This is a genomic window from Kribbella sp. VKM Ac-2568 (genome assembly GCF_004345365.1).
Classification (GTDB): Bacteria; Actinomycetota; Actinomycetes; order Propionibacteriales; family Kribbellaceae; genus Kribbella; species Kribbella orskensis.
Map to the genome: position 1 here is coordinate 495,815 of NZ_SLVF01000001.1, position 23,771 is coordinate 519,585.

Genomic DNA, 23,771 nt, shown 5'->3' on the forward strand with positions numbered 1-23,771 from the left:
CAGGAAAATCCCGGGGCCTTCAGGTGTCTAGTTCACTTCCAGGGCGGGAGCAGGGTTTGGACCACGCCTGGGAGGTTGATTGTCGGGAGGGGCAGGCTCAGGGTCGGGAACGGCCAGGGCCAGCTTGGGGTGCCCGGGGTCGGCAGGGCCGGGACGGTGGGTCCTGACGGTGTCGTGGTGGGTTTGTCCGACGGGTTCGGTGGCGTCTTCAGGTCGGTCGGTTTCGACGTCGGCTCTTGCAGGATCGTCGTGTTCGGGACCTTGGACGGCATCGAGCTGGGGGCGCTCGGCTTGGTGGAGGGCACGGTCGTCGGCCCGGCGTTGCCGGGCTCGTTCGGCTCGCTGCCCGGCTTGGTGGTCGCCGGACCCGCGTTCTTCGCCGGCTTCGGCTTGTCGCACTTCGGGCACGCGACGGTCATGTGCTGAGCGAGCTGCTCGATCGTGGCCAGGGCCTCGACCGCTCCCTTCAGCGACTCCGGCGGCAGTTTCGGAGCGAGCTCAGCGATGGCCTGGCGGGCGCTGGTGATGAACGTCGTGACTACCGTGATGGAGGTGGCGTCGCCGTCCTGCTGGTACGACGCGACGAGCCGGGACACGCCCTTGCGGGCCTGCGCGGAGAAGTCGCCGAGCGTGCTGTTGATCGTGGTGACGTCGCCACCGCCGCTCTCGACCATCTCATCGATCTCGGACAGCCGGGTCATCGCGTGCTGGAGCTCGCGGCGGCCCCGGGAGTCGTCCCCGACGCTGACGTTGGTGGAGACGTTCTCGATGCTGCGCTTCATCCCGTACAACGTGTCGCCGGGCATCGCCTGCTGAGCGGCGGCGGCAGAACCGATGCCACCTCCGAGCAGGACCAGCGCGGCGGTACTGGCCACGAGCCGGATACGCCGGCCGTGACGACGATGGCGGCGGATGTCTGTCACGGACGCGTCGTCGTCCTCGCGGGGAGGCGGTTCGTCCTGGTCGTCCGGTGCACTGCGCACCACGGTCGGAGTCGTCGTCGCGGCACGGGCCGCGGCCTGCTCGAGGAGGCGGTGCCTCAGCTCGGCGGTGAACTCCGGTCGCGGTGAGACTGCGCCGGCGGTCCTCAGCCGTCCAGCGAGCTCCACAGCATCCATCAGCTCAGGGTCGTCGCTCAGTCGCGAAGAGTGACGGGGCCCGTGATCGACAGCGTGCGCGAATGCCTCCGCGCGCGCTCGAGCCCTGTTCAGGTCACTCATGAGTTCTCGTTCTCCTCAATGGCCGGCCGGGGTCACCGACTGGTCCTCACCAGGCAAACGAGGAGACTCCCTGACGGGTTACGAAAGACATCCGTTGTCATCCTCCTCACCTCAAGTCCTTGGGAATAACCTTCGCCAAGTGCCGTACGGCCCTCAGTTGCAGTTGCTTGACGGCGCCCTCCGACTTCTCGAGCGCCCTGGCCGTTTCAGCGATCGACAGACCGGCGAAGAATCGCATCGTCAGGCAGTCGCGTTGCTCGTCGGGAAGCGCCGCGACGGCGTTCCGTAGTACTTCGGCGGTGGCGGTGGCCAGCACATCGACCTCCGGGCCCTCCGTCTGCCGGTCGTGGGTCTCGATCTCGTCGGTGACCACCTCGAGCCGGACCCGGCCCGACTTGTAGTGGTCGGTGATCAGGTTCCGCGCGATCGTCACCAGCCAGGCACCGAAGTCCCGGCCCTGCCAGCGGAACGAGTCCAGCGCGCGCAGCGCCCGGACGAACGTCTCGCTGGTGAGGTCCTCCGCGAGTGCCGATGACGACACCCGCGCGTAGATGTAGCGATACACGGTCAGCGAGTACTCGTCGTACAGCTCGCCGAACGCACCGACATCCCCTGCCTGGGCGCGATCGACGAGCTCTGCGCGTCTCATCCCGTCCGGGCTCGGCTCCGGCGTCGTCAAGTTCTCTCCCGTTCAACTGACACGTCTACGTCTGACACATCCGCGAAGGCCCACAGCGGCTGAGACAGCACCGAGCGTTACGCCTGAAGCACCGACTGTCAACAGCGCCCGGCGTGCCGCGCTCCGTCCGAGCTGATATTCACGGATCCGCAGGCCGGTTGCCTGCGCAGGGCGCAACCCGGACGGCGGGCTGCTGACCGCACACGGATCCCCCACCACCCCGGGCCTCGCAAGATCGTTCGCCGAGCCCGGGCAAGTCGCTGCGCGGGCCAGGTCCAGACCCTCGTGCGACACCGGTGCGCGGACGTCATCCGACTTCACCGGGCTGTGCAGGCTATCGCCCGGTAGTACACCTGTACAGCCCCCGTCACGCGTCCCTGCAATCGATCCCAGTACTCCGGTGAGGCGGAGCCGGCGCGCAGTTCACACGTCTTAGGTCGAGTCACAGCGAGCACCCTAATGGCCTCGTGGCAGACTCGCCTGGTGAACTTCAACTTCGCGGACATTCTTCGTGACACAGCGCGACGTCACGACGATCGTCTCGCGCTGGTAGACGGCGACCGGCGGCTGACCTGGGGTCAGCTCGACACGGCGGTGAACGCGGCTGCCCAGGGGTTCGCGGCGGCCGGGCTCGTCCCGGGGTACCGGGTGGTGCTGCTGATGGCCAACAGCGTCGAGTTCATCACCTCCTACCTGGGAACTCTTCGCGCCGGGCTGGTCGCCGTACCGCTGAACACGGGCCTGACCAAGACCGAGGTCGGCCACGTGATCACGCATTCCGGGGCGCGGATCGCGGTCACCGACGGGGACCTCGCGGACAAGGTCGAGGGCATCCGGGTGGTCCGTCCCGGCGAGCTGACCGGTCACGCTCCGCTTACGCCGCAAACCGATCCGGAGGCACTCGCCGTCCTGCTCTACACGTCCGGGACGAGTGGTGAGCCGCGCGCCGCGATGCTCACCCATCGGGCGCTCGGCGCGAACGTGAAGAACCTCGCCGACCTGGGCGAGGGCCGGATGGGCCCGGACGACGTCGTGCTCGGCGTGCTGCCGATGTTCCACGCGTTCGGCCTGAACGCGGTGCTCGGCTGGGCCGTCGCCACCGGCGCGGCACTGATCCTCGAGCGGCGGTTCGACTCGACCGCCACGATCGACCTGATCCGCCGGTACGGCGTGACGCGGCTGCCACTGGCTCCGCCGGCGCTGAACGCCTTCCTCGCCCGGCCCGATCTGAAGGACGCGCTCGAGACGGTGAAGGTGGTTCTCACCGGCGCCTCGACGCTCGAGCGCGGGCTCGCGGAGCGGTTCGAGCAGGCCACCGGGTTGTTCGTGCACCAGGGATACGGGCTGACCGAGGCGTCGCCAGGTGTCACCACCACGCTCGGCGAGGACGACCCGAAGCCGGGCTCGGTCGGCCGGCCGCTGCCCCATGTCGAGCTCCGGATCGCCGACGAGCTGGGCGAGGACGTCGAGGGCGACGACCCCGGCGAGATCGTGATCCGCGGCGGCAACCTGTTCTCGGGGTACTGGCCGGACAGCGTGGACGGGCCGGACGACGAGGGCTGGTACCGCACCGGCGACGTCGGCTACCTCGATGCCGATGGGGACCTGTTCCTGGTCGACCGGCTCCGCGAGCTGATCATCGTGTCCGGGTTCAACGTCTTCCCCAGTGAGGTGGAAGAGGTCCTGGTCACCGCCCCCGGAGTACGGGAGGCCGCTGTGATCAGCGTGCCGTCCGAGGAGACCGGCGAGGCGGTGAAGGCGTTCGTGGTACCGAAGACCGGCGCCGCGCCGGATCCCGCCGAGATCCTGGAGTACGCCGGGACGCGGCTCGCGCGATTCAAGTGCCCGGTGGAGATCGAGGTAGTCGACCACCTGCCGCACTCGGTCACCGGCAAGGTCGCCAAGGGCAGGTTGCGGGAGGCGGACCGGTGAGGGTCACGCTGTACGGGAAACCGGGCTGCCATCTCTGCGACGACGCCCGGGCGATCGTCGAGCAGGTCTGCGGCGAGCTCGGAGTCGGCTGGACCGAGATCGACATCACCCAGGACCCCGCGTTGTTCGAGCAGTACGGCGAGCAGATCCCGGTCACCTTCGTCGACGGCCGCCAGCACGACTTCTGGCGGGTGGACCCGCTCAGGCTGAAGAAGGCCTTGACAACTAAGTGACATCCGTCATGGGTGTCATCGCCGATTTTGTTCTCACGTTCACAAGCTCCTAGAGTGGGGTAGTCGCCAGCCGTGAGGCGGTGACTTGCGAACCACCATTTCCAGGAGAATTGTGACGCCTGCCCGCAGCCGTCGCCCCGGCGCGCCGACGAGAACCGAACGCGGCATTCCCGAGGCCACTGTCGCGCGCTTGCCGGTGTATCTGCGGGCCCTGACCGCGCTGTCGGACAGTGGCATCGCCACCGCGTCGAGCGAGGATCTCGCGACGGCGGCCGGCGTCAACTCGGCCAAGCTCCGCAAGGACCTGTCCTACCTCGGCTCCTACGGCACCCGCGGCGTCGGCTACGACGTGGAGTACCTCCGCTACCAGATCGCCCGCGAGATCGGCGTCACCCAGGACTGGGCCGTGGTCATCGTCGGGATCGGAAACCTGGGCCACGCGCTGGCGAACTACTCCGGCTTCGGCACCCGCGGCTTCCGGATCGTGGCGCTGCTCGACGCCGACCCGAGCCTGGTCGGCGAGCGGATCGGCGAGATGGTGGTCCGCGACTTCGCCGAGCTCGAGGAGATCGTCGCCTCCGACCGGGTCTCGATCGGCGTCATCACCACTCCGGCCGGCCCCGCCCAGGAGGTCTGCGACCGCCTGGTCGCCGCCGGGGTGACGAGCATCCTGAACTTCGCGCCGGTGGTGCTGTCCGTGCCAGACGGTGTCGACATCCGCAAGGTGGACCTCTCGATCGAGTTGCAGATCCTGGCGTACCACGAACAACGAAAGTCCGGAGAGGCGGCGCTCCCCGAGGTGCCCGAGCTACCAGCGACGATGAACGGTCTGACCGATCTGCCTAGCGTCGGGGGAGGTGTTGGGGCATGAGTTATCTGGTCGTCGGCATCTCGCACCGCAGCGCGGAGATCTCGGTCCTGGAACGGGTCGCGCTCGACCCGGACGCAGCGACCAAGCTCGCGCTGGCCGTGCAGCACACCGCGGCGGTGACCGAGTCGGCCGTCCTCGCCAGCTGCAACCGCACCGAGGTGTACGCGAACGTCGACCGCTTCCACGCCGGCATGGACGAGGTCACCGCGATCCTCGCCGACGTCACCGGCGTCCCCCTGCTGGATCTGGCCGAGCATCTCTACGTGCACTTCGAGGAAGGCGCCGTCTCGCACCTCTTCCAGGTCGCAGTCGGACTGGACTCGATGATCGTCGGCGAGAGCCAGATCCTCGGCCAGGTGAAGGAAACGCTGCGCGTCGGTCAGGACCTGGAGACGATCGGCACCGGCCTGAACGCCTTGTTCCAGCACGCGCTGCGGGTCGGCAAGCGGGCCCGGACCGAGACCGGCATCGACTCCGCCGGCCGCTCGGTGGTCTCCGCCGGGCTCGACGCCATCGGTGGTTACGAGGGCCGTCGCGCGCTGGTCGTCGGGGCCGGTTCGATGGCCTCGCTGGCCGCTCAGACCTTGCTCGCGGGTGGCGCTACCAGCGTCACGATCGCGAATCGGAACTTCGATCGCGCCGTGGCACTGGCCGACCGCATCGGCGGTATCGCGATCCCGCTGGCCGACGTACCGCAGGCGTTGACCGAGGCCGACCTGGTGGTGTCATGCACCGGCGCCCGCGGTGTCGTGCTGACCGAGGAAATGGTCCGCAACGCGGCGGACGGCCGGCCTTTCGGCATACTGGATGTGGCTCTTCCCCACGACGTGGATCCCGCTGCGGCGCGTCAACCCGGCGTCACCCTGGTCACCCTGGCGGATCTCGCCGGTACTGCGGGGGGCAGCGCGCACGACGTCGACGAGGTACGCCGAATCGTTGGCGAGGAGACGGGTGCTTTCGAAGCAACCCGCCGGGCCGTGTCCGTCACGCCGACCGTGGTCGCGCTCCGGGCGATGGCAGCGGAGCTGGTCGAGGCCGAGCTGAGCAGGCTAGACCGACGGCTCCCCGGACTCGACGAAGCGCAACGCGGCGAAGTGGCCCGGACCGTACGCCGGGTGGTCGACAAGGTGCTGCACACCCCGACCGTGCGAGTGAAGGAACTGGCCGCGGATCCGGGCGGACCGACGTACGCGGACGCGCTGCGCGAGCTGTTCGCGCTCGACCCCGCCACGGTGGACGCGGTGACCGCGCCCAAGGCAACGCCCAGCACGTCCCATGACTCCGGCCATGACTCAGCACCGCAGATCACCGGAGGTGAGTCCGCATGATCCGGCTCGGTACCCGCCGCTCCGCGCTCGCGACCGCCCAGGCGACCCACGTCGCCGACAGCCTGCGGGCTCTCGGGCACGAGGTCGAGCTGGTGCCGATCGTGACCACCGGCGACACCAGCAAGGCCCCGCTGGAGCAGATCGGCGGCACCGGCGTCTTCGTCAGCGCGCTGCGCGACGCCCTGCTGGCCAACGAGATCGACATCGCGGTGCACTCGCTCAAGGACCTGCCGACCACGCCGCTCGACGGCCTGACGATCGGCGCCGTCCCGCAGCGCGAGGACCCCCGCGACGTCCTGGTGGCCCGCGACGGCCTGAGCCTCGGCGAGCTGCAGACCGGCGCCCTGGTCGGCACCGGTTCACCCCGCCGAGTGGCGCAGCTCGAGGCACTCGGACTGGGTCTGGAACTGACCGGCATCCGTGGCAACGTGGACAGCCGGATCGCGATGGTCGCCGAGGGCAAATTGGACGCGGTGGTGCTCGCGAGGGCAGGGTTGGCCAGGTTGGGCCGGCTTTCGGAGGTCACCGAGACGCTGGACCCGATCCAGGTTCTGCCGGCACCGGGACAAGGTGCCCTGGGCATCGAATGCCGCGCCGACGACGTCGCGGTACTGGAAGCTCTTGCTCCGCTGGAGGATCCCGCGGTACGCGCCGCGGTGACCGCGGAACGGCAGTTGCTGGCCACGCTCGAGGCAGGGTGCACGGCTCCGGTCGGCGCGCTCGCCGAGGTGGTCGAAGGTGAGGACGGGCCGGAGCTGTGGCTCCGGGGAGCGCTCGGCCAGGAGGGCGGCGTACGGCGGCTGTCGGCGAACGGGCCGGTGGACGACCCACGCGCCCTCGGGCGGGCACTCGCGAACGAGTTGCTGGAGCAGACATGACACCGGCACGGGGAACGACGGGTAGCAGCGGGACGAGCACGCGTGGGATTCAGAGGACGAGCAGGACAAGGGCAAAGGCGACAGCAGACGTGAGCAGCGCGAAGACAGCGGCCACCAAGGCACCCCAGAAGGTGCCGGCGAAGATCGCAGCCAGCACCACGACGGTCAAGCAGGCCAGACCGCTCGGGCACGTCACGTTCGTCGGCGTCGGACCGGGCGACCCCGCCCTACTGACGCTGGCCGGCCGCGACGTGCTGGCGAACGCCGACGCGGTGGTGGTGGAGGGTCCCGAGCACGACGCGTTCCTGGCGTACTGCAAGCCGGGCGTCGAGATCGTGGACGGCTCCGGCGCCGAGGGCAGCCGGGCGCTGCGGGTCGCGGCCCGCGCCCGCCTGGTGGTGAAGACCGCCAAGGCCTCGGCGAACGTGGTCCGCCTGCTCACCGGCGACCCCTTCACCTTCTCCAGCGGAGCCGAGGAGGCCGCCGCCTGCCGCAAGGCCGGGATCGGCTTCAACGTGGTCCCCGGTGTGAGCGAGGTCAGCGCCGTCCCGACGTACGCGGGTATCCCGCTGACGATGAAGGGCGACCGCGAGGTCACCGTGCTCGACCTGGCCGAGTCCAAGCTCGACTTCACCCGGCTGCACCCGAAGCAGACCCTGGTGCTGCTGAACGCGGTCGACGTGCTGAAGGAGACCACCACCGCGCTGATCGAGGCCGGCTTCGACGCCGGTACTCCGGTCGCCGCGACCGTCGGTGGCACCACCACGGCACAGACCAGCGTGGTCGGCACCCTGGGCACGATCGTGGCCGATCTGCGCGCGGCCAAGCTGACGGGTGAGGCCGTCATCGTGGTCGGCGCGGTCGTCGAGCAGCGCGAGTCGCTCAGCTGGTTCGAGACCAAGCCGCTGTTCGGCTGGCGGATCCTGGTGCCGCGCACCAAGGACCAGGCCGGACCGCTGATGGACCGGCTGCGCCGCTACGGCGCGATGCCGGAAGAGGTGCCGACGATCTCGGTCGAGCCGCCGCGCAACCCGCAGCAGATGGACAAGGCCATCCGCGGCCTGGTCGAGGGCCGGTACGAGTGGGTCGCCTTCACCTCGGTCAACGCGGTCAAGGCGGTCCGGGAGAAGTTCGACGAGTACGGCCTGGACGCGCGCGCCTTCTCCGGCCTGAAGATCGCCGCAGTCGGCGAGAAGACCGCCGAGGCGATCGGTGCCTGGGGCATCCGGCCGGACCTGCTGCCGTCGGGCGAGCAGTCCGCCGCCGGGCTGGTCGAGGACTGGCCGCCGTTCGACGAGGTGCTCGACCCGATCAACCGGGTCTTCCTGCCCCGCGCGGACATCGCCACCGAGACGCTGGTGGCCGGCCTGACGGATCTCGGCTGGGAGGTCGACGACGTCACGGCGTACCGGACCGTTCGGGCCGCTCCGCCGCCCGCGCCGACCCGCGAGGCGATCAAGTCCGGCAAGTTCGACGCGGTCGTCTTCACCTCGTCCTCGACGGTGCGCAACCTGGTCGGCATCGCCGGCAAGCCGCACGCGTCGACGGTGATCGCGGTGATCGGCCCGGCGACCCTGAAGACCGCCGAAGAGCACGGCCTGCGCGTGGACGCGATGGCCGAGTCCCCGTCGGCCGAGGAACTGGCCGACGCCCTGGCTCGATTCGGCGCCGACCGGCGTGACACCATGATCGAGGCCGGTGAACCGGTCACCCGCCCGTCCGAGCGCCGCTCGGGCTCACGTAGGAAGAGCTAGGTCAGTGACTGGTTTCCCGGGTGTCAGGCCGCGGCGGCTCCGGTCGTCCGCGGCAATGCGCAGGCTGGTCTCCGAGACCACGCTCGAGCCTCGTCAGTTGATCCTGCCGATGTTCATCCGGGAAGGCGCGCGCGAGCCGATCGCGATCAGCACCATGCCGGGCGTCTACCAGCACACCCGCGACACCGCCCGCAAGGCGATCGCCGAGGCCGCTCAGCTCGGACTCGGCGGCGTGATGCTCTTCGGGGTGCCTTCGTCCAAGGACGAGGTCGGCTCCGGGGCGGTGGACCCGGACGGAATCCTGAACGTGGCGATCCGGGACGCTGTCTCCGAGGTCGGCGATGACCTGCTGGTGATGTCGGACCTCTGCCTGGACGAGTTCACCTCGCACGGGCACTGCGGCGTACTGGACTCTGCCGGCCGGGTGGACAACGACGCGACGCTGAAGATCTACGCGGAGATGGGTGTCGCCCAGGCCTCTGCCGGCGCGCACGTCGTGGGCCCGTCGGGGATGATGGACGGCCAGGTCGGTGTGATCCGTACCGCGCTGGACGCGGCCGGGCATCTCGACACGGTGATCCTGGCCTACGCCGCGAAGTACGCGTCGGCCTTCTTCGGTCCGTTCCGCGAGGCCGTGGACTCGTCGCTGCAAGGCGACCGGAAGACCTACCAGCAGGACCCGGCCAACGCCCGCGAGGCTCTGCGTGAGGTCGATCTGGACGTGGCCGAGGGCGCCGACATCGTGATGGTGAAGCCGGCGCTGGCATACCTCGACATCATCCGCCAGGTCCGCGACCACGTGGACGTACCCGTTGCCGCGTACAACATCTCGGGTGAGTACGCGATGGTGGAAGCCGCTGCTGCGAACGGCTGGATCGATCGCGAGCGCGCGATCATGGAAACCCTCACCTCGATCCGCCGAGCCGGCGCCGACACCATCCTCACCTACTGGGCCGCCGAAGTCGCCCAACTCCTCCACCGCTGACCCAAACGCGAGTACTGCGCCCGGTCGGCGCGCACCGCTGGACGCTGCCGCAAGTCGGGCGTGCGGACACCTACTGGGGACCGTGAACTCCAAATAGCCTGTCCGAGGTCCCCAGACACTGTCCGAGGACCCCAGTCCGCACCAACCGACCAGCCGCATCCGCTCCGCCGAGCTACGAAGGCTGCGGCTACTGGGAATGCCGCCCGCCCTGGTACGAAGTCCGCGCCATTCTCACCACCACCGCACGCCAACTTCCCCGCCGGGACGCCCGCCGCCGCCGGGCCCGACCCGACCGCCTGGACGAACTCTGGTGAGGAGTTCCGTACCGAGGGACAGGTAGATGTGCCATCGCTCAACCGAGGTCAGGCTCGGCTGTGGTCGGGGAGGGGGTCGACGGGGCAGGGCGGCTGTGTTCCCACTGCCTGGACACGGCTCATCGGGTTGGATGGGGTCGTGGATGTCACCAAGGACGGGCGAAGCTGGCGGATTGGTACGGCCTACGACGTTGGGTGGATTGCTGGGCGGACGACGCCCGGCCTCTCGGTCAGTACTGCGATCCCGCCGGTCTTCGAGGCCTACGCCACCTTCTACCCGGCCGAAGGCGTCAGTATCGAAGCGCATGAGCGCGCCTTGGTCGACGAACTCGTCGAGCAGACTGCTGAGCAGCCTTGGTGGCTGGGGTATCTCGACACCGGCGCTCACGACATCGTCTTTCCCCGCCTGCCGAAGGTGTCGCTGTACTTTGACTGGTCTTACCTGCTGGTCGAAGCCGGGCCTGAGCAGGCTCTCACCTGGCGCACCGGTCACATGCGCGGCGATGGGTCTCTACCGGATCTGTTCTTTCCCGCGGATCACTCGTGGCTCGTATCCGCTCTGTGGGACGACACTTGGACCGACATCGGTGGGCCCGCCGCCCTGATCGAAGTACTGCGCCGCAATCCACTGGTCGGCGCCCGCCCGATCGGCCCGGACGAAGACGCCCTCCCACCGGGCCTGACCCGCGACTGATTCAAAGCCTGGTCAGTCGCACCTTCACCTCCGGACGTCAGCCGGCTGATCAGACTTGGCGTCGTATCGGCGGAAGGTCTTGTTGGTACTGAGGGCGAGGACGCCGAGGACGCAGGCGGCGCCGCCGGTGATGATGCTGGTGACCGGGCCGAAGAGGCCGGCTACCGCGCCGGCGCGGACGTTGCCCAGGTTGGGGCCGCCCAGGCCGATGATGAAATCGAGGGAGTTGAGGCGGCCCCGGAGTTCGTCGGGGGTGTTGGTTTGCAGGATGGTGGCGCGGAAGACGGTGGTGACGATGTCGGCGGCGCCTGCGATGGCCAGGAAGGTGACGGCCAGCCAGAGGTTGTGGGTCAGGCCGACGCTGCCGATGCCGGCTCCCCAGACGGCGACCGAGATGAGCATCGCTCGGCCCTGGTGGCGGATGTGGCCGAGAGGGCCGGAGAGTACTGCGGCGATCAGGCCGCCTATGCCGATGCCGGCGAACAGGTAGCCGACGGTCTGGGGGCCACCGCCGAAATGAGTAGCGGCGAGGGCCGGGAAGAGGGCGGTCGGCATTGCGAGGACGGTCGCGTTGAGGTCGATCAGGAAGATCATCCCGATCAGCTTGTGGTTCACCGCGTACTTGAGGCCCTCGACCACCGACCGCAGGCCGACGCCGGAGCCGCCGCCCTCGGGTGGCATCGGTGGCAGTCGCTGGACGCTCACCATGACGGCTGCGAACGTCAACGCATCGATCCCGTACGCCGCTTCGAGGCCGACCGTGGCGACCAGTACTCCGGCCAGCACCGGCGCGGCGATGATCGCGACCTGGAAGGACAACTGGCTCAACGCGGCAGCGGCCGGGAGTCGTTCGAGCGGGAGTATGCGCGGGATGAACGTCCGGCGTGAGGGGGTGTCGACCGCGCTCAGCGCCGCGGCGGTTGCCGTGAGCAAGTAAAGCAGCCAGACCTGTCGCCACTCGAGCAACGCCTGCAGGGCGAACACGAACGACACCAGCATCAGCCCGCTGCTGGTGAACAGCACCAGCCGCCGCCGGTCGACCGCGTCCGCGATCGAGCCGCCGAACAACCCGAGCAGCAGGGTCGGAACCAGGCTGGCGAGGCTGATCGCGCCGACCGCCACCGACGAGCCGGTGAGGTCGTACATCTGGATCGCGACCGCGACCATGGCCATCAGGCTGCCGATCGAGGACAGCGACTGCCCGGCCCAGAGCCAGCGGAACTCCACCGACTCCCGCAGCGGCGTCACATCGGCGAACAACCTCCGGGCTCCAGGCACAAGGGTCAATTATCATCCGTCGCCCGGCCGCCGACCACCCAATTACCCACCATCCACCCTCGACCAGCGGCGGGAACGGAGTACAGGTCAGCGGTGGATGGTGTAGTCGGATTGGATCAGGCCGGCGCCCAGGGTTCGGGTGGCGTTGTGGGTGAGGGAGATGTCGTGGTCCAGTTCGCCGAACAGCGGGATGCCCTGGCCGAGCAGGACCGGGACGACGGTGATGGTGAGCTCGTTCAGCAACCCGGCCCGCAGGAACGTCTGTACTACACGGCCGCCGTCCGCGTAGATCCGCTTGGCGCCTCGATCCTCCAGCGTCTGGACCAGTCCTTCGATGGTCCGGTGCACGATGATGCGCTCGTCGGCGTCCACCGGCAGGGTGCTGCTGAGGACCTCGACCTGCTTGCCCTCGTACGGCCAGAAGCCGAAGGTGAGCACCTTCTCGTAGGTGTTCCGGCCGAGCACGACGGTGTCGACCGCAGCCATGAACTCGTCGTACCCGGTGTCGCCGGCCTTCTCACCCCGCTCGGTGAGCCAGTCGATCGACCCGTCCGGGCGCGCGATGAATCCGTCGAGGCTGGTCGCGATGAAAACCGCGGCATGGAAAGTCACCTTCCCTTTGTACAGCCTGCCACCGACACCACACACCAAGGGACCGGTACTCCGGTCGGCAGCGCTCCGTTCACGTGCTCCCGCCCCAGCCGCCCTGGCTCAGCCTTTCAGGCCTGTTTGGGCTAGGCCTTCGACGAACTGGCGTTGGGCGAGGACGAAGATGATCAGGACCGGGAGGGCGCTGAGGGTGGCGGCCGCGAGCTGGACGTTCCACATGGCGCCGCCGTACGCGTCGACGTACTGGGTGAGGGCCTGGGGAATGGTGAACTTGTCCTTGCTGGAGAGGAAAACGATCGGTTCCAGGTAGAGGTTCCAGCTGTGCAGGAAGGTGAAGATCGAGACGGCGCCGATCGCGGGGCGGGCCAGCGGGAGCGACACCTGCCAGAACAGCCCGAGCCGGCCGAGTCCGTCGACCCGCCCGGCCTCCTCGAGTTCCTTGGGCAGGGTGATGAAGAACTGCCGCATGATGAAGGTGGCCAGCACGCTGGGCGCGCCGAGCATCGGGATCAGGATCAGCGGCCAGTGGGTGTTCACCAGGCCGAGCGAGTCGAACATCCGGTAGAGCGGGATGATCGTCACCTCGTTCGGCACCAGCAGGCCGGCCAGCACGATCACGAAGACCACCCCGGCGCCGCGTCAAGACGCCCAGCGGCGAGGTGGAGAACGGGTACGCGAACAGCTTGCCGTCCTGCTCCCAGGTCGCCGTTGCACTCGGCAACAGATCCGCGTCCTTGTCGATCTCATCCAGCGCGCCGGAGGAGACGAAGTCGGGCGCGGTGCTCTCCAGGATCCAGGCCAGGTCGGGCGCGTTGCCGCCGCCGATCTGGGTGGTCAGCGCGGTCGTGTAGGTGTCGAACAGGATCGACTCGAAGCTGATCTTCCCGACCTCCGGGTGGTCCTTCTTGTAGGCGGCGGCGATCTGGTCGAACAGCGCCGTGTGCTTGGCGTTAGCGCTCCAGATCGTCATCCGCAGGTCGACCCGGCCGGCCGCGCCGGCCTCGTCGCCGGAGCCGCGCCCCGGGAGTCCTGACGATCGACCAGAACGGGGTCGCGCATGCGGTGACGCGCGGCAGCGCCGTCGTACGGGTGACCAGCCAGATCGACCCGACCGCCACCGCGACGGTCGCGGTGACGGTCGGCTGAGATCAGGAGGTTCGCAGTTGAAGCGTGTACGGCGTCGGGGCCCTGCCGGTCAGGTAGACCCGGAGGCCGTCGGGGACCAGGCTGCCGTTGAGCTGGGTGTAGCGCTCGCCCGGGTCCATCGAGACCCGAGTGGTGCCGTTGCCTGGGCCGAACTCGATCCGGTCGGAGCCGACCGTGTAGGCGCCGGTGCCCTCGGCAAGTTGGTAGTTGCCGGTGCCCTCCAACGGCACAACGCCGGTCAGCGAGCCGCCGGGCCGGAAGCACAGCTCGATCGCGAACGGCACCTCGGACTGCTCCAGCTCGAAGGTCAGGTCGAAGCCGTCGCCGAGTTCCGTCACCGTGACGCTGGTGCGCAACGTGCGGTACTGCTTCGGCCGGTGCGGGAAGTCCATCGAGGCGTAGAACCTGCCGTCGAGCGTGAGGGCGTAGGCACCGTCCTTGCGCCGGTACCGCTTCGGCAGCGGCAGGTGGTACGGCACCTTCACCTCGTCCGACAACCGGAAGCTCCGCGTCCCTGTACGCCGCAGACCGTCGCTGCGGAAGTGGCCCGTGCTGAAGAACTGCGGGGACAACCGCACGGAGTCCAGGATCGCGGCGCCCTTGCGGAGCTTGAAGAAGGTCGGGTTCGTCGACAGACCGGAGGCGATCACCGGGATGTCGTGGAAGTCCGTGCCGCCGAAGAGCGTAGCGGTCCGGTCACCACGCCGGATCCGGGCCAGCTCGTGGCCCTCGTAGGTCTGGACGAAGTCGGCCGGGACGGGCTTCGCCGTCGGCAGCTGAGCCGCCAGGTCGGGCCGCTCGAGTACCTCCGCGAGGAAGTCGCCGACCTCGCCGGTGGCCCGCCGTTCGATGTCCTTGGCAACGGTCGCGAACCGGCCGTCCCGGTCGTGCAAAGCCAGCTCGCGGAACTGGGTCAGGTACCACCAGACGTCGCGGATCCGGGTCTGGTCCTGCCGGCGGGAGGCGGTCGTGTCCACCTCGCCGTTCGGCTCCAGCAGGTACAGGGTGGCCTCGAGGTTGCGGCGGACGAAACCGACCAGCTCGGGCCGGTCCCGCAGCCACGCGATCGTCAGCAGGCAGGGGTTGGTGACCTCGGAGGCGTAGGTGGCGCTCCGCTCGCTGTAGATGCCGTCGGGGCTCGCGTCGATGCCCTCGTCGAGCCAGTCGTCGATGCGCTCGGCGTACCGGCGGTCCGGGAACAGGTGGTGGGTGCGCGCCAGCGCGGCCGACACCTCCCAGCGGTGGTTGGGCGTGTGGACGCCGCCCGTGGCCAGCGCGGGACCTGCCTTGCGGAGGATCGTCTCGAGGATCGCCCGGTGCGGCTCGGTGGCGGCCTGGCCGTCAGCGTCGAGCAACGCCCACATCATGCAGAGGTCCTGGATGGCGAACGCGCTGTCGGGCGGCGAGTGCAGGTTGCCGACGTCGTACAGGCCGTCCTCGTGCTGCAGCGCCGCCAGTCGGTCGCACAAGGTCCGGAGCGGGTCGAGCAGAGCGTTGTCGTGGTGATAGCGGGAACGACCCCAGACATATCCCGAAATCAGCCGGCGGCCTTTCCGGGCAATGGTCCGGACGCTGTCGCCGGCGTTCTGGTAGCTGCTCAGGACGAGCGGGATCTGCGCCTCGTTGGCCTTGGTGAGGAATGCCAGGAACTCCTCGTCGACGGCTGCCGCTGCCGGAGTGCCGGCCGCCGGAGTACCGGCCGTGGCGCTCGCTTGGCCGGGTATCAGCACCCCAGCGGACAGGCCGGTCAGGGATCCGGCGAGGAACGTTCGACGCTGCATGGAAGCCTCCGCAGGGACGGGAAAGCGATTGCCAAATGCCCAGAACTGTTGCTGCGCCACTTTGTCCTGTCAAGACTTCGCAGGTGTCCGGAATCGGTCACCGGATGTGTCGGCGAGACCTTGTCTGAACCGGTTCGCTGAACTAGTTTATCCGACCTGGGTAAACGCTTTCCGTTGGCAGTTGAGGCTTTCTGGAGGAAAGAAATATGAGCGCGCTGAGTGAGTTGGGCACGCTCGGACGGAAGAAGCCGCCCGGGCAGAAACCAGTCCGGGGCGGTGGGGCGGGGAAGGTCTACAAGAAAGACAACCTGGCGGCGTACCTGTTTCTCACGCCGTGGCTGCTCGGGCTGTTCCTGATCACCGTCGGGCCGATGGCCGCGTCGCTCTACCTGGCGTTCACGGATTACAACCTGATCCAGGCGCCGGAGTGGATCGGGCTGGAGAACTTCACCCGGATGCTGTCCGACGAGCGGCTGCACAATTCGCTGCAGGTGACCTTCACGTATGTGTTCGTGTCCGTGCCGCTGCAACTCGCGGTGGCTCTGCTGCTGGCGGTAGTGCTGGACCGCGGTGTCCGTGGAATGGCGTTCTACCGCTCGGTCTTCTACCTTCCGTCACTGCTCGGCTCGAGCGTCGCGGTCGCGATCCTGTGGAAGCAGGTGTTCGGCACCGAGGGTCTGCTGAACCAGGTGCTCGCGCCGTTCGGCTTCGACGGCCGGGGCTGGATCTCCGACCCGAGCACCGCGCTCGGAACCCTGGTGGTGCTGAACGTCTGGACCTTCGGCGCCCCGATGGTGATCTTCCTGGCCGGCCTGCGCCAGATCCCGTCGATGTACTACGAGGCGGCGTCGGTGGACGGCGCCGGACCGATGCGCCGGTTCGCGAGCATCACCCTGCCGCTGCTCACCCCGATCATCTTCTTCAACCTGGTGCTGCAGATCATTCACGCGTTCCAGTCGTTCACCCAGGCCTTCGTCGTCTCCGGCGGCACCGGCGGGCCGTCCGACTCGACGATGTTCTTCACGCTCTACCTCTACGACCGTGGCTTCGGCAATTTCGACATGGGCTACGCGTCCGCGATGGCGTGGTTCCTGCTCGTGATCATCGGAGCCTTCACCGCGGCGAACTTCATCGCCTCGAAGTACTGGGTGTTCTATGACGACTGAGACGATCCGCGTGGCGAACCGCCGGACCGCGACGATCAGCTGGGCCCGGATCCGGCCGGCCCTGACGCACGTCGCCCTCGCCGCCGCTGCCCTGGTGATGCTGTACCCCGTCATCTGGATGGTGGTCAGCTCGCTGCGGCCGGGCAACGAGATCTTCCGCGAGCCGGGCATCCTGGTCCGCGACCTGGAGATCAGCAACTACCGGGTCGGCTGGAACGCGCTGACCGAGCCGTTCACCCGGTACCTGCTGAACTCGGCCGCGGTGGTCCTCGGCGCGATCGTCGGCAACCTGGTGTCCTGCTCGATGGCGGCGTACGCGTTCGCCCGGCTGGAGTTCACCGGCAAGAAGTTCTGGTTCGCGATCATGCTGGTCACCATCATGCTGCCGATCCACGTGGTGATCGTGCCGCAGTACATCCTGTTCTCGCAGGCCGGCTGGATCAACACGTTCCTGCCGCTGATCGTGCCGAAGCTGCTGGCCACCGACGCGTTCTTCGTCTTCTTGATGGTGCAGTTCATCCGCGGCATCCCGCGCGAGCTGGACGAGGCGGCCCGGATCGACGGCTGCGGCCGGGCCGGGATCTTCCTGCGGGTGATCCTGCCGCTGATGGTGCCCGCGCTGGCGACCACCACGATCTTCACGTTCATCTGGACCTGGAACGACTTCTTCAGCCAGCTGATCTACCTGACCGACCCGAAGATGTACACCGTTCCGGTCGCGCTGCGGTCCTTCGTGGACGTCACCGCGAGCACCTCCTGGGGATCGCTGTTCGCGATGTCGGTGGTCTCGCTCGTGCCGGTGTTCCTCGCGTTCCTGTTCGGCCAGCGGTTCCTGATCAAGGGCATCGCCACCACAGGCATCAAGTAACACGACCGTCCGATTTGGCCTGCCCCACCAGAAAGGTTCACCACCATGCGGTTGCTACCTCGTCCTACCGCACCGCCGCGCCGGCGGTTACGTGCCCTCGCCGCCATCATGATGGCGGGCGCCCTGCTGGCCGCCAGTGCCTGCGGTGGCGACTCCGGCGGCGGCGCATCCGCCGACGGGGAGGTCACCCTCCGCTTCAACTGGTGGGGGTCCGACACCCGCCACAAGATCACCCAGCAGGTGATCGACGCCTTCGAGAAGGACCACCCGAACATCAAGGTCAAGGGTGAGTTCGGCGAGTGGTCCGGCTACTGGGACAAGCTCGCCACCACCGTCGCCGCCAACGACGCGCCCGACATCATCCAGATGGACGAGAAGTACCTGCGCGAGTACGCCGACCGCGGCGCGCTGCTGGACCTGAAGAAGGCCGACGGCCTCGACACGTCCAAGTTCGAGCCGGACACCCTCGGGGCCGGCGAGTTCGACGGCGGGCTGTATGGGCTCAACGCCGGTATCAACGCCTTCACGATCGTGGCGAACCCGGCCGTCTTCAAGGCCGCGGGCGTGCCGCTGCCGGACGACACCACCTGGACCTGGGACCAGTACACCCAGATCGCCCAGCAGATCAGCGCGAAGCTGAACGGCAAGGGCTGGGGCACCGCGGCGTACGGGACCAACGACGCCAGCCTGAACATGTGGGCCCGGCAGCACGGCGAGTCGCTGTTCACCAAGGACGGCAAGCTCGGCGTCACCAAGCAGGGCGTCACCGACTTCTACACGAACCTGCTGAAGATGCAGGAGGTCAAGGCGACGCCGTCGGCCGAGTTCACCTCGCAGGACATGAACGCGCCGCTCGACCAGTCCGGCATGGCGATCGGCAAGCTCGCCATGTCGTATGCGTGGAGCAACCAGTTGAACGCCCTCAGCAAGGCGTCCGGCCAGCAGTTGAAGCTGCTCCGGCTGCCGAGTGTCGCCGGCAAGGCGACCGAGAACGGCGCGTACTACAAGGGCTCGATGTTCTGGTCGATCTCCGCGCGGTCGAAGCACCCGAAGGAGTCGGCCGAGTTCGTCAGCTTCCTGGCCAACAACGCCTCCGCCGGGAACCTGCTGCTGGCCGAGCGGGGCGTGCCGCCGAACACCGAGATCCGCGCGGCCGTCGCGTCCAAGCTGCAGCCGGCCGACGCCGCCTCGCAGGCCTTCATCCAGACCATCGCCAAGGAGCTCGGCGAGCCGTCACCGCCGCCGCCGGTCGGTGGTGGTCAGGTGGAGAAGATCATCCAGCGCTACACCACCGAGGTGATGTTCGGCCGGCTGAAGCCCGACCAGGCGGCCCAGCAGTTCATCGACGAGATCAACGGGGAGCTGACCAAATAGTGTTGCTGCAGGCAACTGATTGGCGGTGACCGGTACGCCGCGAGTGGCCGTGGCGGGTGTCCACGGCCACGGCGCGTCCCACGTGCGGCACGTCGCCCGGCTGGCAGCCGCCGGGCGCGTCCGCTTCGTCGCGGTCGCCGATCCCCGGCCACCCACTGACGGGTTGTTGCCCGAAGGAGTGGAGAACTTCCCGGATCTGGGGGCGTTGCTGGCGGCGCGGGAGGTCGACGTCGTCGTGATCAGCACACCGATCCAGACGCACGTCCCACTGGCCGAGCTGGCCTTGCGGGCCGGTGCGGACGTGCTGCTCGAGAAGCCGCCGACAGCGTCGTTGGCGGAGTTCGAGCAACTGTCCGCGGTGATCGCCGAGACCGGCGGGAGCTGTCAGGTCGGCTTCCAGGTCGCCGGTTCCCACGCTGCCCGGACGCTGGCCTCGATGGTGGCCGACGGGCAGTTCGGGGAGCTCCGGGGAATCGGTGCGGTCGGCGCCTGGGTGCGGACCGCGGAGTACTGGCAGCGGGCGCGCTGGGCCGGTCGACGGTCGCTCGATGGCGTGGCTGTGGTCGATGGCGTGGTCACCAATCCCTTCGCGCACTCGACCGCGGCCGCGTTGATGATCGACGGCTCGGCTCGCGCGAACCAGGTCGTCTCCGTCGAGACGGAGCTGTTCCGTGCCAACCCGATCGAGGCCGACGACACCTCTTCGGTGCGGATCCGCACCACTAGCGGAACGACGGTGCTGACCGCGCTGACTCTGTGCGCGCAAGTCCCCGGCGCCGAGCCGATGGTGATCGTGCACGGCTCCGCCGGCCGCGCGGTACTGCGGTATCCGTCGGACCGGCTGGAGATCACGCTCGACGGCCGCACCACCGTCACGCAGTACGGGCGGGACGATCTGCTGGAGAACCTGCTCGACCACCGAGCCGACCCCGCGACGCCGTTGCTGTCGCCGCTCGCCGCGACGGGTGGGTTCACCCGGCTAGTGGAGGCGGTCCGGATCGCGGATCCGCCGGCGGAGATCCCGGCCGGGCTGGTTCGCTGGCAGGGCGAGGGCCCGGAGCGCCGGCCGGTCGTGCTCGAGGTCGAGAAATGGGTGACCCGGGCAGCCGAAGAACTCGCCTTGTTCAGTGAACTCGGCGCCCCCTGGGCACAACCACACACAGAGATGGAGTTCGGATAGATGACGCAAACCCTCGGCTGCAACCACGCCGTCGGCAAGTCCGTCCAGGTGACCGCGGGTGACAGCGAGCTGTTCACCTACGTCTACCGCCCGACCGACCCGCAGCTGGAGTCCCCGCGGCCCTACCTGCACCCGATCCGCACCCTCGGCGGTGATCTCGTCTCCGTATTCCGGCCGCACGACCACGTCTGGCACAAGGGCATGACCTGGTCGCTGCCGCACTTCGGCCACGAGAACTTCTGGGGCGGACCGACGTTCTCCCTGGAGCACGGTTACCAGCAGCTCGACAACAACGGTTCGATGGACCACGACCGGGTGGAAGCGCTTGACGTGTCCGAGGACCTGGTCCGGTTCTCGCACCACCTGTCCTGGCACACCCAGGCGGGTGCGCACGTGGTGGACGAGCTCCGCACGCTCGAGGTGCGCCTTGCTGACGATGGCTGGGTGCTGGTCTACGAGACCGCGATGAAGAACGCCTCGGACGCCACGATCCAGATCGGCAGCCCGACCACCGCGGGCCGCCCGAACGCCGGCTACGGCGGACTCTTCTGGCGCGGCCCCCGCTCCTTCACCGGCGGCACGGTCCTCGCGCCGCACGGCCTCGGCGGCGACGAGCTCCGCGGCCAGCGAGCCGCCTGGATGGGCTTCTCCGGCAAACACGACAGCACCGACCGAGCCTCCACCCTGATCATCGTCGACGCCGCCGAGAACGCGAACCACCCACCAGAATGGTTCGTCCGCTCAGAAGACTTCGCCGCCGTCTGCCCAGCCCCCTTCTTCAGCGAAGAACTCCCCTTCGCCCCCGCCTCCACCCTCCGCTTCCGCTACGCCGTACTGGTGGCCGACGAAGCCTCCGACAACGACCGCGCCACCCACCTGGCAGCCCAAGCCACCAAGTCCCTGACCGCCGGCTGACCTCGCGGACTCCAGGATCCAAGGGGTCGTACGCCGGATCTGAGGGGTTCCCCCGATGCCTTGATCGGTGGGTCAGCGGACTCTTGAGTGTGGGCGGCGACCAGACACGGCCGCCGTCGCTTGCTCTGTGAATGGCGGTCGCGACCGTCTGCTGTCTCACCGTCCGAAGCCTTGTTCGGCTACTTCGGCGAGGTCGATACTCAAGAGGTACGGCCATCACGGCCGCTTCGGTGGGGGTTTGCCGGAAATGTCAGTGTCAGCTGGATGATCTGGCTGTCAAGCGTTTGAAGGGGGAACCATGCCCAGTGGACAAAGACAGGGCGGCGGAATGCCGGGTGGCGGAGGGATGAATTCGCCGGCCGTCACCGGTCGAACGAAGGTGCCGCGCGATGTCACGCTGATGGGACGCCAGTGCGTGGCGCCTCCCGTGACGCTCGGGGCGCCGGGCGTGCAAGTTCACACTGCAGCCGGTATCAAGGTCACCTTGACGATCGAGATCGGTGACGGCTCGTCTGATGCAGTCAGCGCTCCTGTAGCTGAAGCGGCCAGCAATCCTGTAGCACGAATGGGGAAGCTCGTCCTGGAATGATCCTGTCGAGGCAGGGGAGTGCGTTCGTTCTCCTCGGCCATACCGCACTGATCGCGGCGGTTTCCGCGGCCCTTGGTGCAGCAGGCTTACCCCCGGACCGGGTGGTCAGCGCGACCTACCCGCGGCATCGTGAAGATCTATCGGAGTTGGTGCGGGATGCGAGTGCCGTCGTCGCGCTGGGCGACGGCACCCTGCCGGTACTGCATCACTGGCTCAATGCGATGGGGCTCCAGTCCGCCGTGCCGACGCTGCACGTCGAGCTGAGCGGCACGGACGCCACCATTGGTCCGCTGGTACTTCCGGCAGACGGAGCCTGCTACCTGTGCTGGCGAATGCGCGCACTTGCCTGTGCGGACGACTTCGCCGACGCGATGGCACTGGAGGAGGAGCTCGCCGCCAAACGGCCTCCGGTGGCAGACGGTCCGGTCTCGCCGGCGCTGGTGCCGATGATCGCCGAATTCTTGGTGGCCGAGCTTCTCGCATTGAGGACGAGAAGTTCGCAGCCGCGGCTGAGTGGTGCTGTGCTCACAGTGGACGGGCGGACGGAATCCCAGGTGCTGCACCCTCTGCTCGCACGCCCTGACTGCCCAGCCTGCTCCGGTCACGGGCGCCGACCACTCGAAGCGAGCCCGGAGCGAGGTGGGTCCGGCATCGCCGTCACAGACTTCGACGGCATCGCCCGTCGCACCGTGGATCCTGTCTGCGGGATGATTCGCGCGCTCGACCTGATTCCCGCACACGTCCAAGAGCCGGAGTTGCCGTACGTCGTTCGTGCCCAGTTGGCGAACGCTCGCTTCAGCACTGACGAATACAGCTTCGCGGTCTGTGAAGGCAAGGCATGGACCGAGCAGGAGGCCCGCGACGGCGCACTCGGTGAGGCCCTGGAACGCTACGCCGCGATGACGTGGCAACCCCGGCAAAGGATCAGCTCGACCTATGACGGGTTGGATGGCCCAGGACTGCACCCGCAGGACCTGGTGCTGTTCGCCGACTGGCAGTACGACACTCTGCCGTTCCACCGCTGGCAACCGGAGTCTCAGCTCGAGTGGGTGCCTGCCCAGTCTCTGGTGAACGGCACGAAGGTCTGGATTCCCCTGCTGGCAACGCATCTGAACTACCATCCGCCGCCCGGCGCTGCGCTGTTCCAGCCGACCTCGAGCGGGTTCGCGGCCGGTCCGGATCGGAGCTGTGCGACCGCGCGGGCGCTACTGGAGGTGATCGAGAGGGACGCGTTCATGATCGCTTGGTCGCACCGGCTGCCCGGACGGCGGGTGGCGGCAGCCCAGGTGCCGGACGAGCAGATCCGCGGGTTGGCGGCGTCGTATGCCGACCGGGGTGTCGAGCTCATGGTCCACCTGCTGCCAACCGACACTGTGGCGGCTGTGGTCCTCGCGATCGCGTGGTCCGATCGGCTGCCTGCGGCGACGATCGGACTCGGGGCCGCACTCGACCCGCTCGCCGCCGCGCGGTCCGCCGTACTCGAGGTCGGTCAGGCCCGGTCGGCCCTCCAGACCCGCCTCGCCTACTCGGACGTGCGGGCCCGACTGGACGAACTGTCCGCTGCGCCGGCCGAGGCCCTGTCCCTCGAAGACCACGACCTGGTGTATGCCGCGCCGGCGGCGGCTGCCGCCCGGATGCGTTTCCTCCGGGAGGCTCGCCTCGAACCATGGCCGGACCTCACACCGCAATCGGATGCCGCAGGCAACGAGTTGGAGGTCTTGACGCGGTCCTTGGCCGAGGTGGCACCGGACGTCCTGGCAGTCGACGTCACACCACGGGATGTCGCCGGGCTCGGGGTGAGCGTGGTCCGTGGTCTGGTTCCGGGGTTCGTGCCGATCTGGTTCGGAGCGAAGGGCGCTCGGCTCGGCGGCAGGCGACTGCTGGAGATGCCCAGTCGCATCGGCCTGCGCCAACGGCCGGCTCTGCTGGACGAACTGAACCTCGATCCGCACCCCCTGGCGTGAAAGGGCGGACCGG

Annotated in this window: 21 protein-coding genes and 1 pseudogene; 15 read left to right on the top strand and 7 right to left on the bottom strand. The window is 68.4% G+C overall.

The window, feature by feature from the left end:
- Positions 1 to 32 precede the first annotated feature (32 nt).
- Positions 33 to 1,118, bottom strand: a complete 1,086-nt coding sequence (locus EV648_RS02370; protein WP_241994824.1) for a DUF5667 domain-containing protein — start codon at positions 1,116 to 1,118, stop codon at positions 33 to 35.
- 208 nt (positions 1,119 to 1,326) lie between these two features.
- A complete protein-coding gene (locus EV648_RS02375; protein WP_132284523.1) occupies positions 1,327 to 1,869 on the bottom strand; it encodes a sigma-70 family RNA polymerase sigma factor in 543 nt (180 codons plus the stop codon).
- Positions 1,870 to 2,382: 513 nt separating this feature from the next.
- On the opposite strand from EV648_RS02375, the gene EV648_RS02380 reads away from it, so the two are divergent.
- The 8 genes from EV648_RS02380 to EV648_RS43000 all read left to right on the top strand — a co-directional run bounded on the left by EV648_RS02380 (position 2,383) and on the right by EV648_RS43000 (position 10,888).
- Positions 2,383 to 3,831: an AMP-binding protein gene (locus tag EV648_RS02380; protein ID WP_132284525.1), complete on the top strand. Its 1,449-nt coding sequence runs from the start codon at positions 2,383 to 2,385 to the stop codon at positions 3,829 to 3,831.
- Positions 3,828 to 4,064: a glutaredoxin family protein gene (locus EV648_RS02385; RefSeq protein WP_132284527.1), complete on the top strand. Its 237-nt coding sequence runs from the start codon at positions 3,828 to 3,830 to the stop codon at positions 4,062 to 4,064. Before EV648_RS02380 ends, EV648_RS02385 begins: the two co-directional genes overlap by 4 nt.
- A 112-nt stretch (positions 4,065 to 4,176) precedes the next feature.
- Positions 4,177 to 4,935, top strand: a complete 759-nt coding sequence (locus EV648_RS02390; protein WP_132189664.1) for a redox-sensing transcriptional repressor Rex — start codon at positions 4,177 to 4,179, stop codon at positions 4,933 to 4,935.
- A complete protein-coding gene (locus tag EV648_RS02395; RefSeq protein WP_132284529.1) occupies positions 4,932 to 6,263 on the top strand; it encodes a glutamyl-tRNA reductase in 1,332 nt (443 codons plus the stop codon). Before EV648_RS02390 ends, EV648_RS02395 begins: the two co-directional genes overlap by 4 nt.
- Entirely contained in the window at positions 6,260 to 7,141 is an 882-nt protein-coding gene (gene hemC, locus EV648_RS02400) for a hydroxymethylbilane synthase (protein ID WP_132284531.1), read from the top strand. The genes EV648_RS02395 and hemC overlap by 4 nt, the downstream gene beginning before the upstream one ends.
- A gap of 89 nt (positions 7,142 to 7,230) precedes the next feature.
- Complete coding sequence (locus tag EV648_RS02405; RefSeq protein ID WP_132284533.1) at positions 7,231 to 8,895, top strand: uroporphyrinogen-III synthase; 1,665 nt, start codon at positions 7,231 to 7,233, stop codon at positions 8,893 to 8,895.
- A gap of 4 nt (positions 8,896 to 8,899) precedes the next feature.
- Complete coding sequence (gene hemB, locus EV648_RS02410; RefSeq protein WP_132284535.1) at positions 8,900 to 9,880, top strand: porphobilinogen synthase; 981 nt, start codon at positions 8,900 to 8,902, stop codon at positions 9,878 to 9,880.
- A 453-nt stretch (positions 9,881 to 10,333) separates the two neighbouring features.
- Positions 10,334 to 10,888, top strand: coding sequence for a hypothetical protein (locus EV648_RS43000; protein ID WP_199234391.1), 555 nt, complete (start codon positions 10,334 to 10,336; stop codon positions 10,886 to 10,888).
- A gap of 24 nt (positions 10,889 to 10,912) precedes the next feature.
- On the opposite strand, the gene EV648_RS02420 is transcribed toward EV648_RS43000, so the two are convergent.
- From EV648_RS02420 to EV648_RS02440, 5 genes and pseudogenes are all read right to left on the bottom strand, one after another.
- Positions 10,913 to 12,166, bottom strand: a complete 1,254-nt coding sequence (locus EV648_RS02420) for an MFS transporter (protein ID WP_241994825.1) — start codon at positions 12,164 to 12,166, stop codon at positions 10,913 to 10,915.
- A gap of 87 nt (positions 12,167 to 12,253) precedes the next feature.
- The gene (locus tag EV648_RS02425) at positions 12,254 to 12,778 is read right to left on the bottom strand and encodes a dihydrofolate reductase family protein (protein WP_132284537.1); all 525 of its coding nucleotides are present in this window, start codon (positions 12,776 to 12,778) and stop codon (positions 12,254 to 12,256) included.
- A 99-nt stretch (positions 12,779 to 12,877) separates the two neighbouring features.
- Positions 12,878 to 13,402, bottom strand: a complete 525-nt coding sequence (locus tag EV648_RS02430) for a carbohydrate ABC transporter permease (protein WP_241994826.1) — start codon at positions 13,400 to 13,402, stop codon at positions 12,878 to 12,880.
- Positions 13,403 to 13,472: 70 nt separating this feature from the next.
- Positions 13,473 to 13,745 (bottom strand): annotated as a pseudogene (locus tag EV648_RS02435) (extracellular solute-binding protein); the annotation flags it as partial.
- A 178-nt stretch (positions 13,746 to 13,923) separates the two neighbouring features.
- Complete coding sequence (locus EV648_RS02440; protein ID WP_132284539.1) at positions 13,924 to 15,702, bottom strand: hypothetical protein; 1,779 nt, start codon at positions 15,700 to 15,702, stop codon at positions 13,924 to 13,926.
- 206 nt (positions 15,703 to 15,908) lie between these two features.
- Here EV648_RS02440 and EV648_RS02445 point away from each other — a divergent pair, with 206 nt between their 5' ends.
- The 7 genes from EV648_RS02445 to EV648_RS02475 all read left to right on the top strand — a co-directional run bounded on the left by EV648_RS02445 (position 15,909) and on the right by EV648_RS02475 (position 23,758).
- The gene (locus tag EV648_RS02445; RefSeq protein WP_132284541.1) at positions 15,909 to 16,868 is read left to right on the top strand and encodes a carbohydrate ABC transporter permease; all 960 of its coding nucleotides are present in this window, start codon (positions 15,909 to 15,911) and stop codon (positions 16,866 to 16,868) included.
- The gene (locus EV648_RS02450) at positions 16,858 to 17,736 is read left to right on the top strand and encodes a carbohydrate ABC transporter permease (protein WP_132284543.1); all 879 of its coding nucleotides are present in this window, start codon (positions 16,858 to 16,860) and stop codon (positions 17,734 to 17,736) included. The genes EV648_RS02445 and EV648_RS02450 overlap by 11 nt, the downstream gene beginning before the upstream one ends.
- Positions 17,737 to 17,781: 45 nt before the next feature.
- Positions 17,782 to 19,110 carry an ABC transporter substrate-binding protein gene (locus EV648_RS02455; protein WP_132284545.1) on the top strand — a complete coding sequence of 443 codons (1,329 nt, stop codon included), beginning with the start codon at positions 17,782 to 17,784 and terminating at the stop codon, positions 19,108 to 19,110.
- 25 nt (positions 19,111 to 19,135) lie between these two features.
- Positions 19,136 to 20,290, top strand: coding sequence for a Gfo/Idh/MocA family protein (locus EV648_RS02460; RefSeq protein ID WP_241994827.1), 1,155 nt, complete (start codon positions 19,136 to 19,138; stop codon positions 20,288 to 20,290).
- A complete protein-coding gene (locus EV648_RS02465; protein WP_132284549.1) occupies positions 20,291 to 21,205 on the top strand; it encodes a PmoA family protein in 915 nt (304 codons plus the stop codon).
- Positions 21,206 to 21,551: 346 nt separating this feature from the next.
- On the top strand, positions 21,552 to 21,794 hold the full coding sequence (locus EV648_RS02470; RefSeq protein ID WP_132284551.1) for a hypothetical protein: 243 nt from the start codon (positions 21,552 to 21,554) through the stop codon (positions 21,792 to 21,794).
- Positions 21,795 to 21,943: 149 nt separating this feature from the next.
- On the top strand, positions 21,944 to 23,758 hold the full coding sequence (locus EV648_RS02475; RefSeq protein ID WP_158293881.1) for a TOMM precursor leader peptide-binding protein: 1,815 nt from the start codon (positions 21,944 to 21,946) through the stop codon (positions 23,756 to 23,758).
- Positions 23,759 to 23,771 lie beyond the last annotated feature (13 nt).

What these genes read in the sequence shown, in the direction of transcription:
- EV648_RS02370 (WP_241994824.1), bottom strand. Translation starts at nt 1,118, where the DNA reads ATGGATGCTGTGGAGCTCGCTGGACGGCTGAGGACCGCCGGCGCAGTC.
- EV648_RS02375 (WP_132284523.1), bottom strand. Translation starts at nt 1,869, where the DNA reads ATGAGACGCGCAGAGCTCGTCGATCGCGCCCAGGCAGGGGATGTCGGT.
- EV648_RS02395 (WP_132284529.1), top strand. Translation starts at nt 4,932, where the DNA reads ATGAGTTATCTGGTCGTCGGCATCTCGCACCGCAGCGCGGAGATCTCG.
- hemC (WP_132284531.1), top strand. Translation starts at nt 6,260, where the DNA reads ATGATCCGGCTCGGTACCCGCCGCTCCGCGCTCGCGACCGCCCAGGCG.
- EV648_RS02440 (WP_132284539.1), bottom strand. Translation starts at nt 15,702, where the DNA reads ATGCAGCGTCGAACGTTCCTCGCCGGATCCCTGACCGGCCTGTCCGCT.
- EV648_RS02445 (WP_132284541.1), top strand. Translation starts at nt 15,909, where the DNA reads ATGAGCGCGCTGAGTGAGTTGGGCACGCTCGGACGGAAGAAGCCGCCC.
- EV648_RS02450 (WP_132284543.1), top strand. Translation starts at nt 16,858, where the DNA reads ATGACGACTGAGACGATCCGCGTGGCGAACCGCCGGACCGCGACGATC.
- EV648_RS02455 (WP_132284545.1), top strand. Translation starts at nt 17,782, where the DNA reads ATGCGGTTGCTACCTCGTCCTACCGCACCGCCGCGCCGGCGGTTACGT.
- EV648_RS02465 (WP_132284549.1), top strand. Translation starts at nt 20,291, where the DNA reads ATGACGCAAACCCTCGGCTGCAACCACGCCGTCGGCAAGTCCGTCCAG.
- EV648_RS02470 (WP_132284551.1), top strand. Translation starts at nt 21,552, where the DNA reads ATGAATTCGCCGGCCGTCACCGGTCGAACGAAGGTGCCGCGCGATGTC.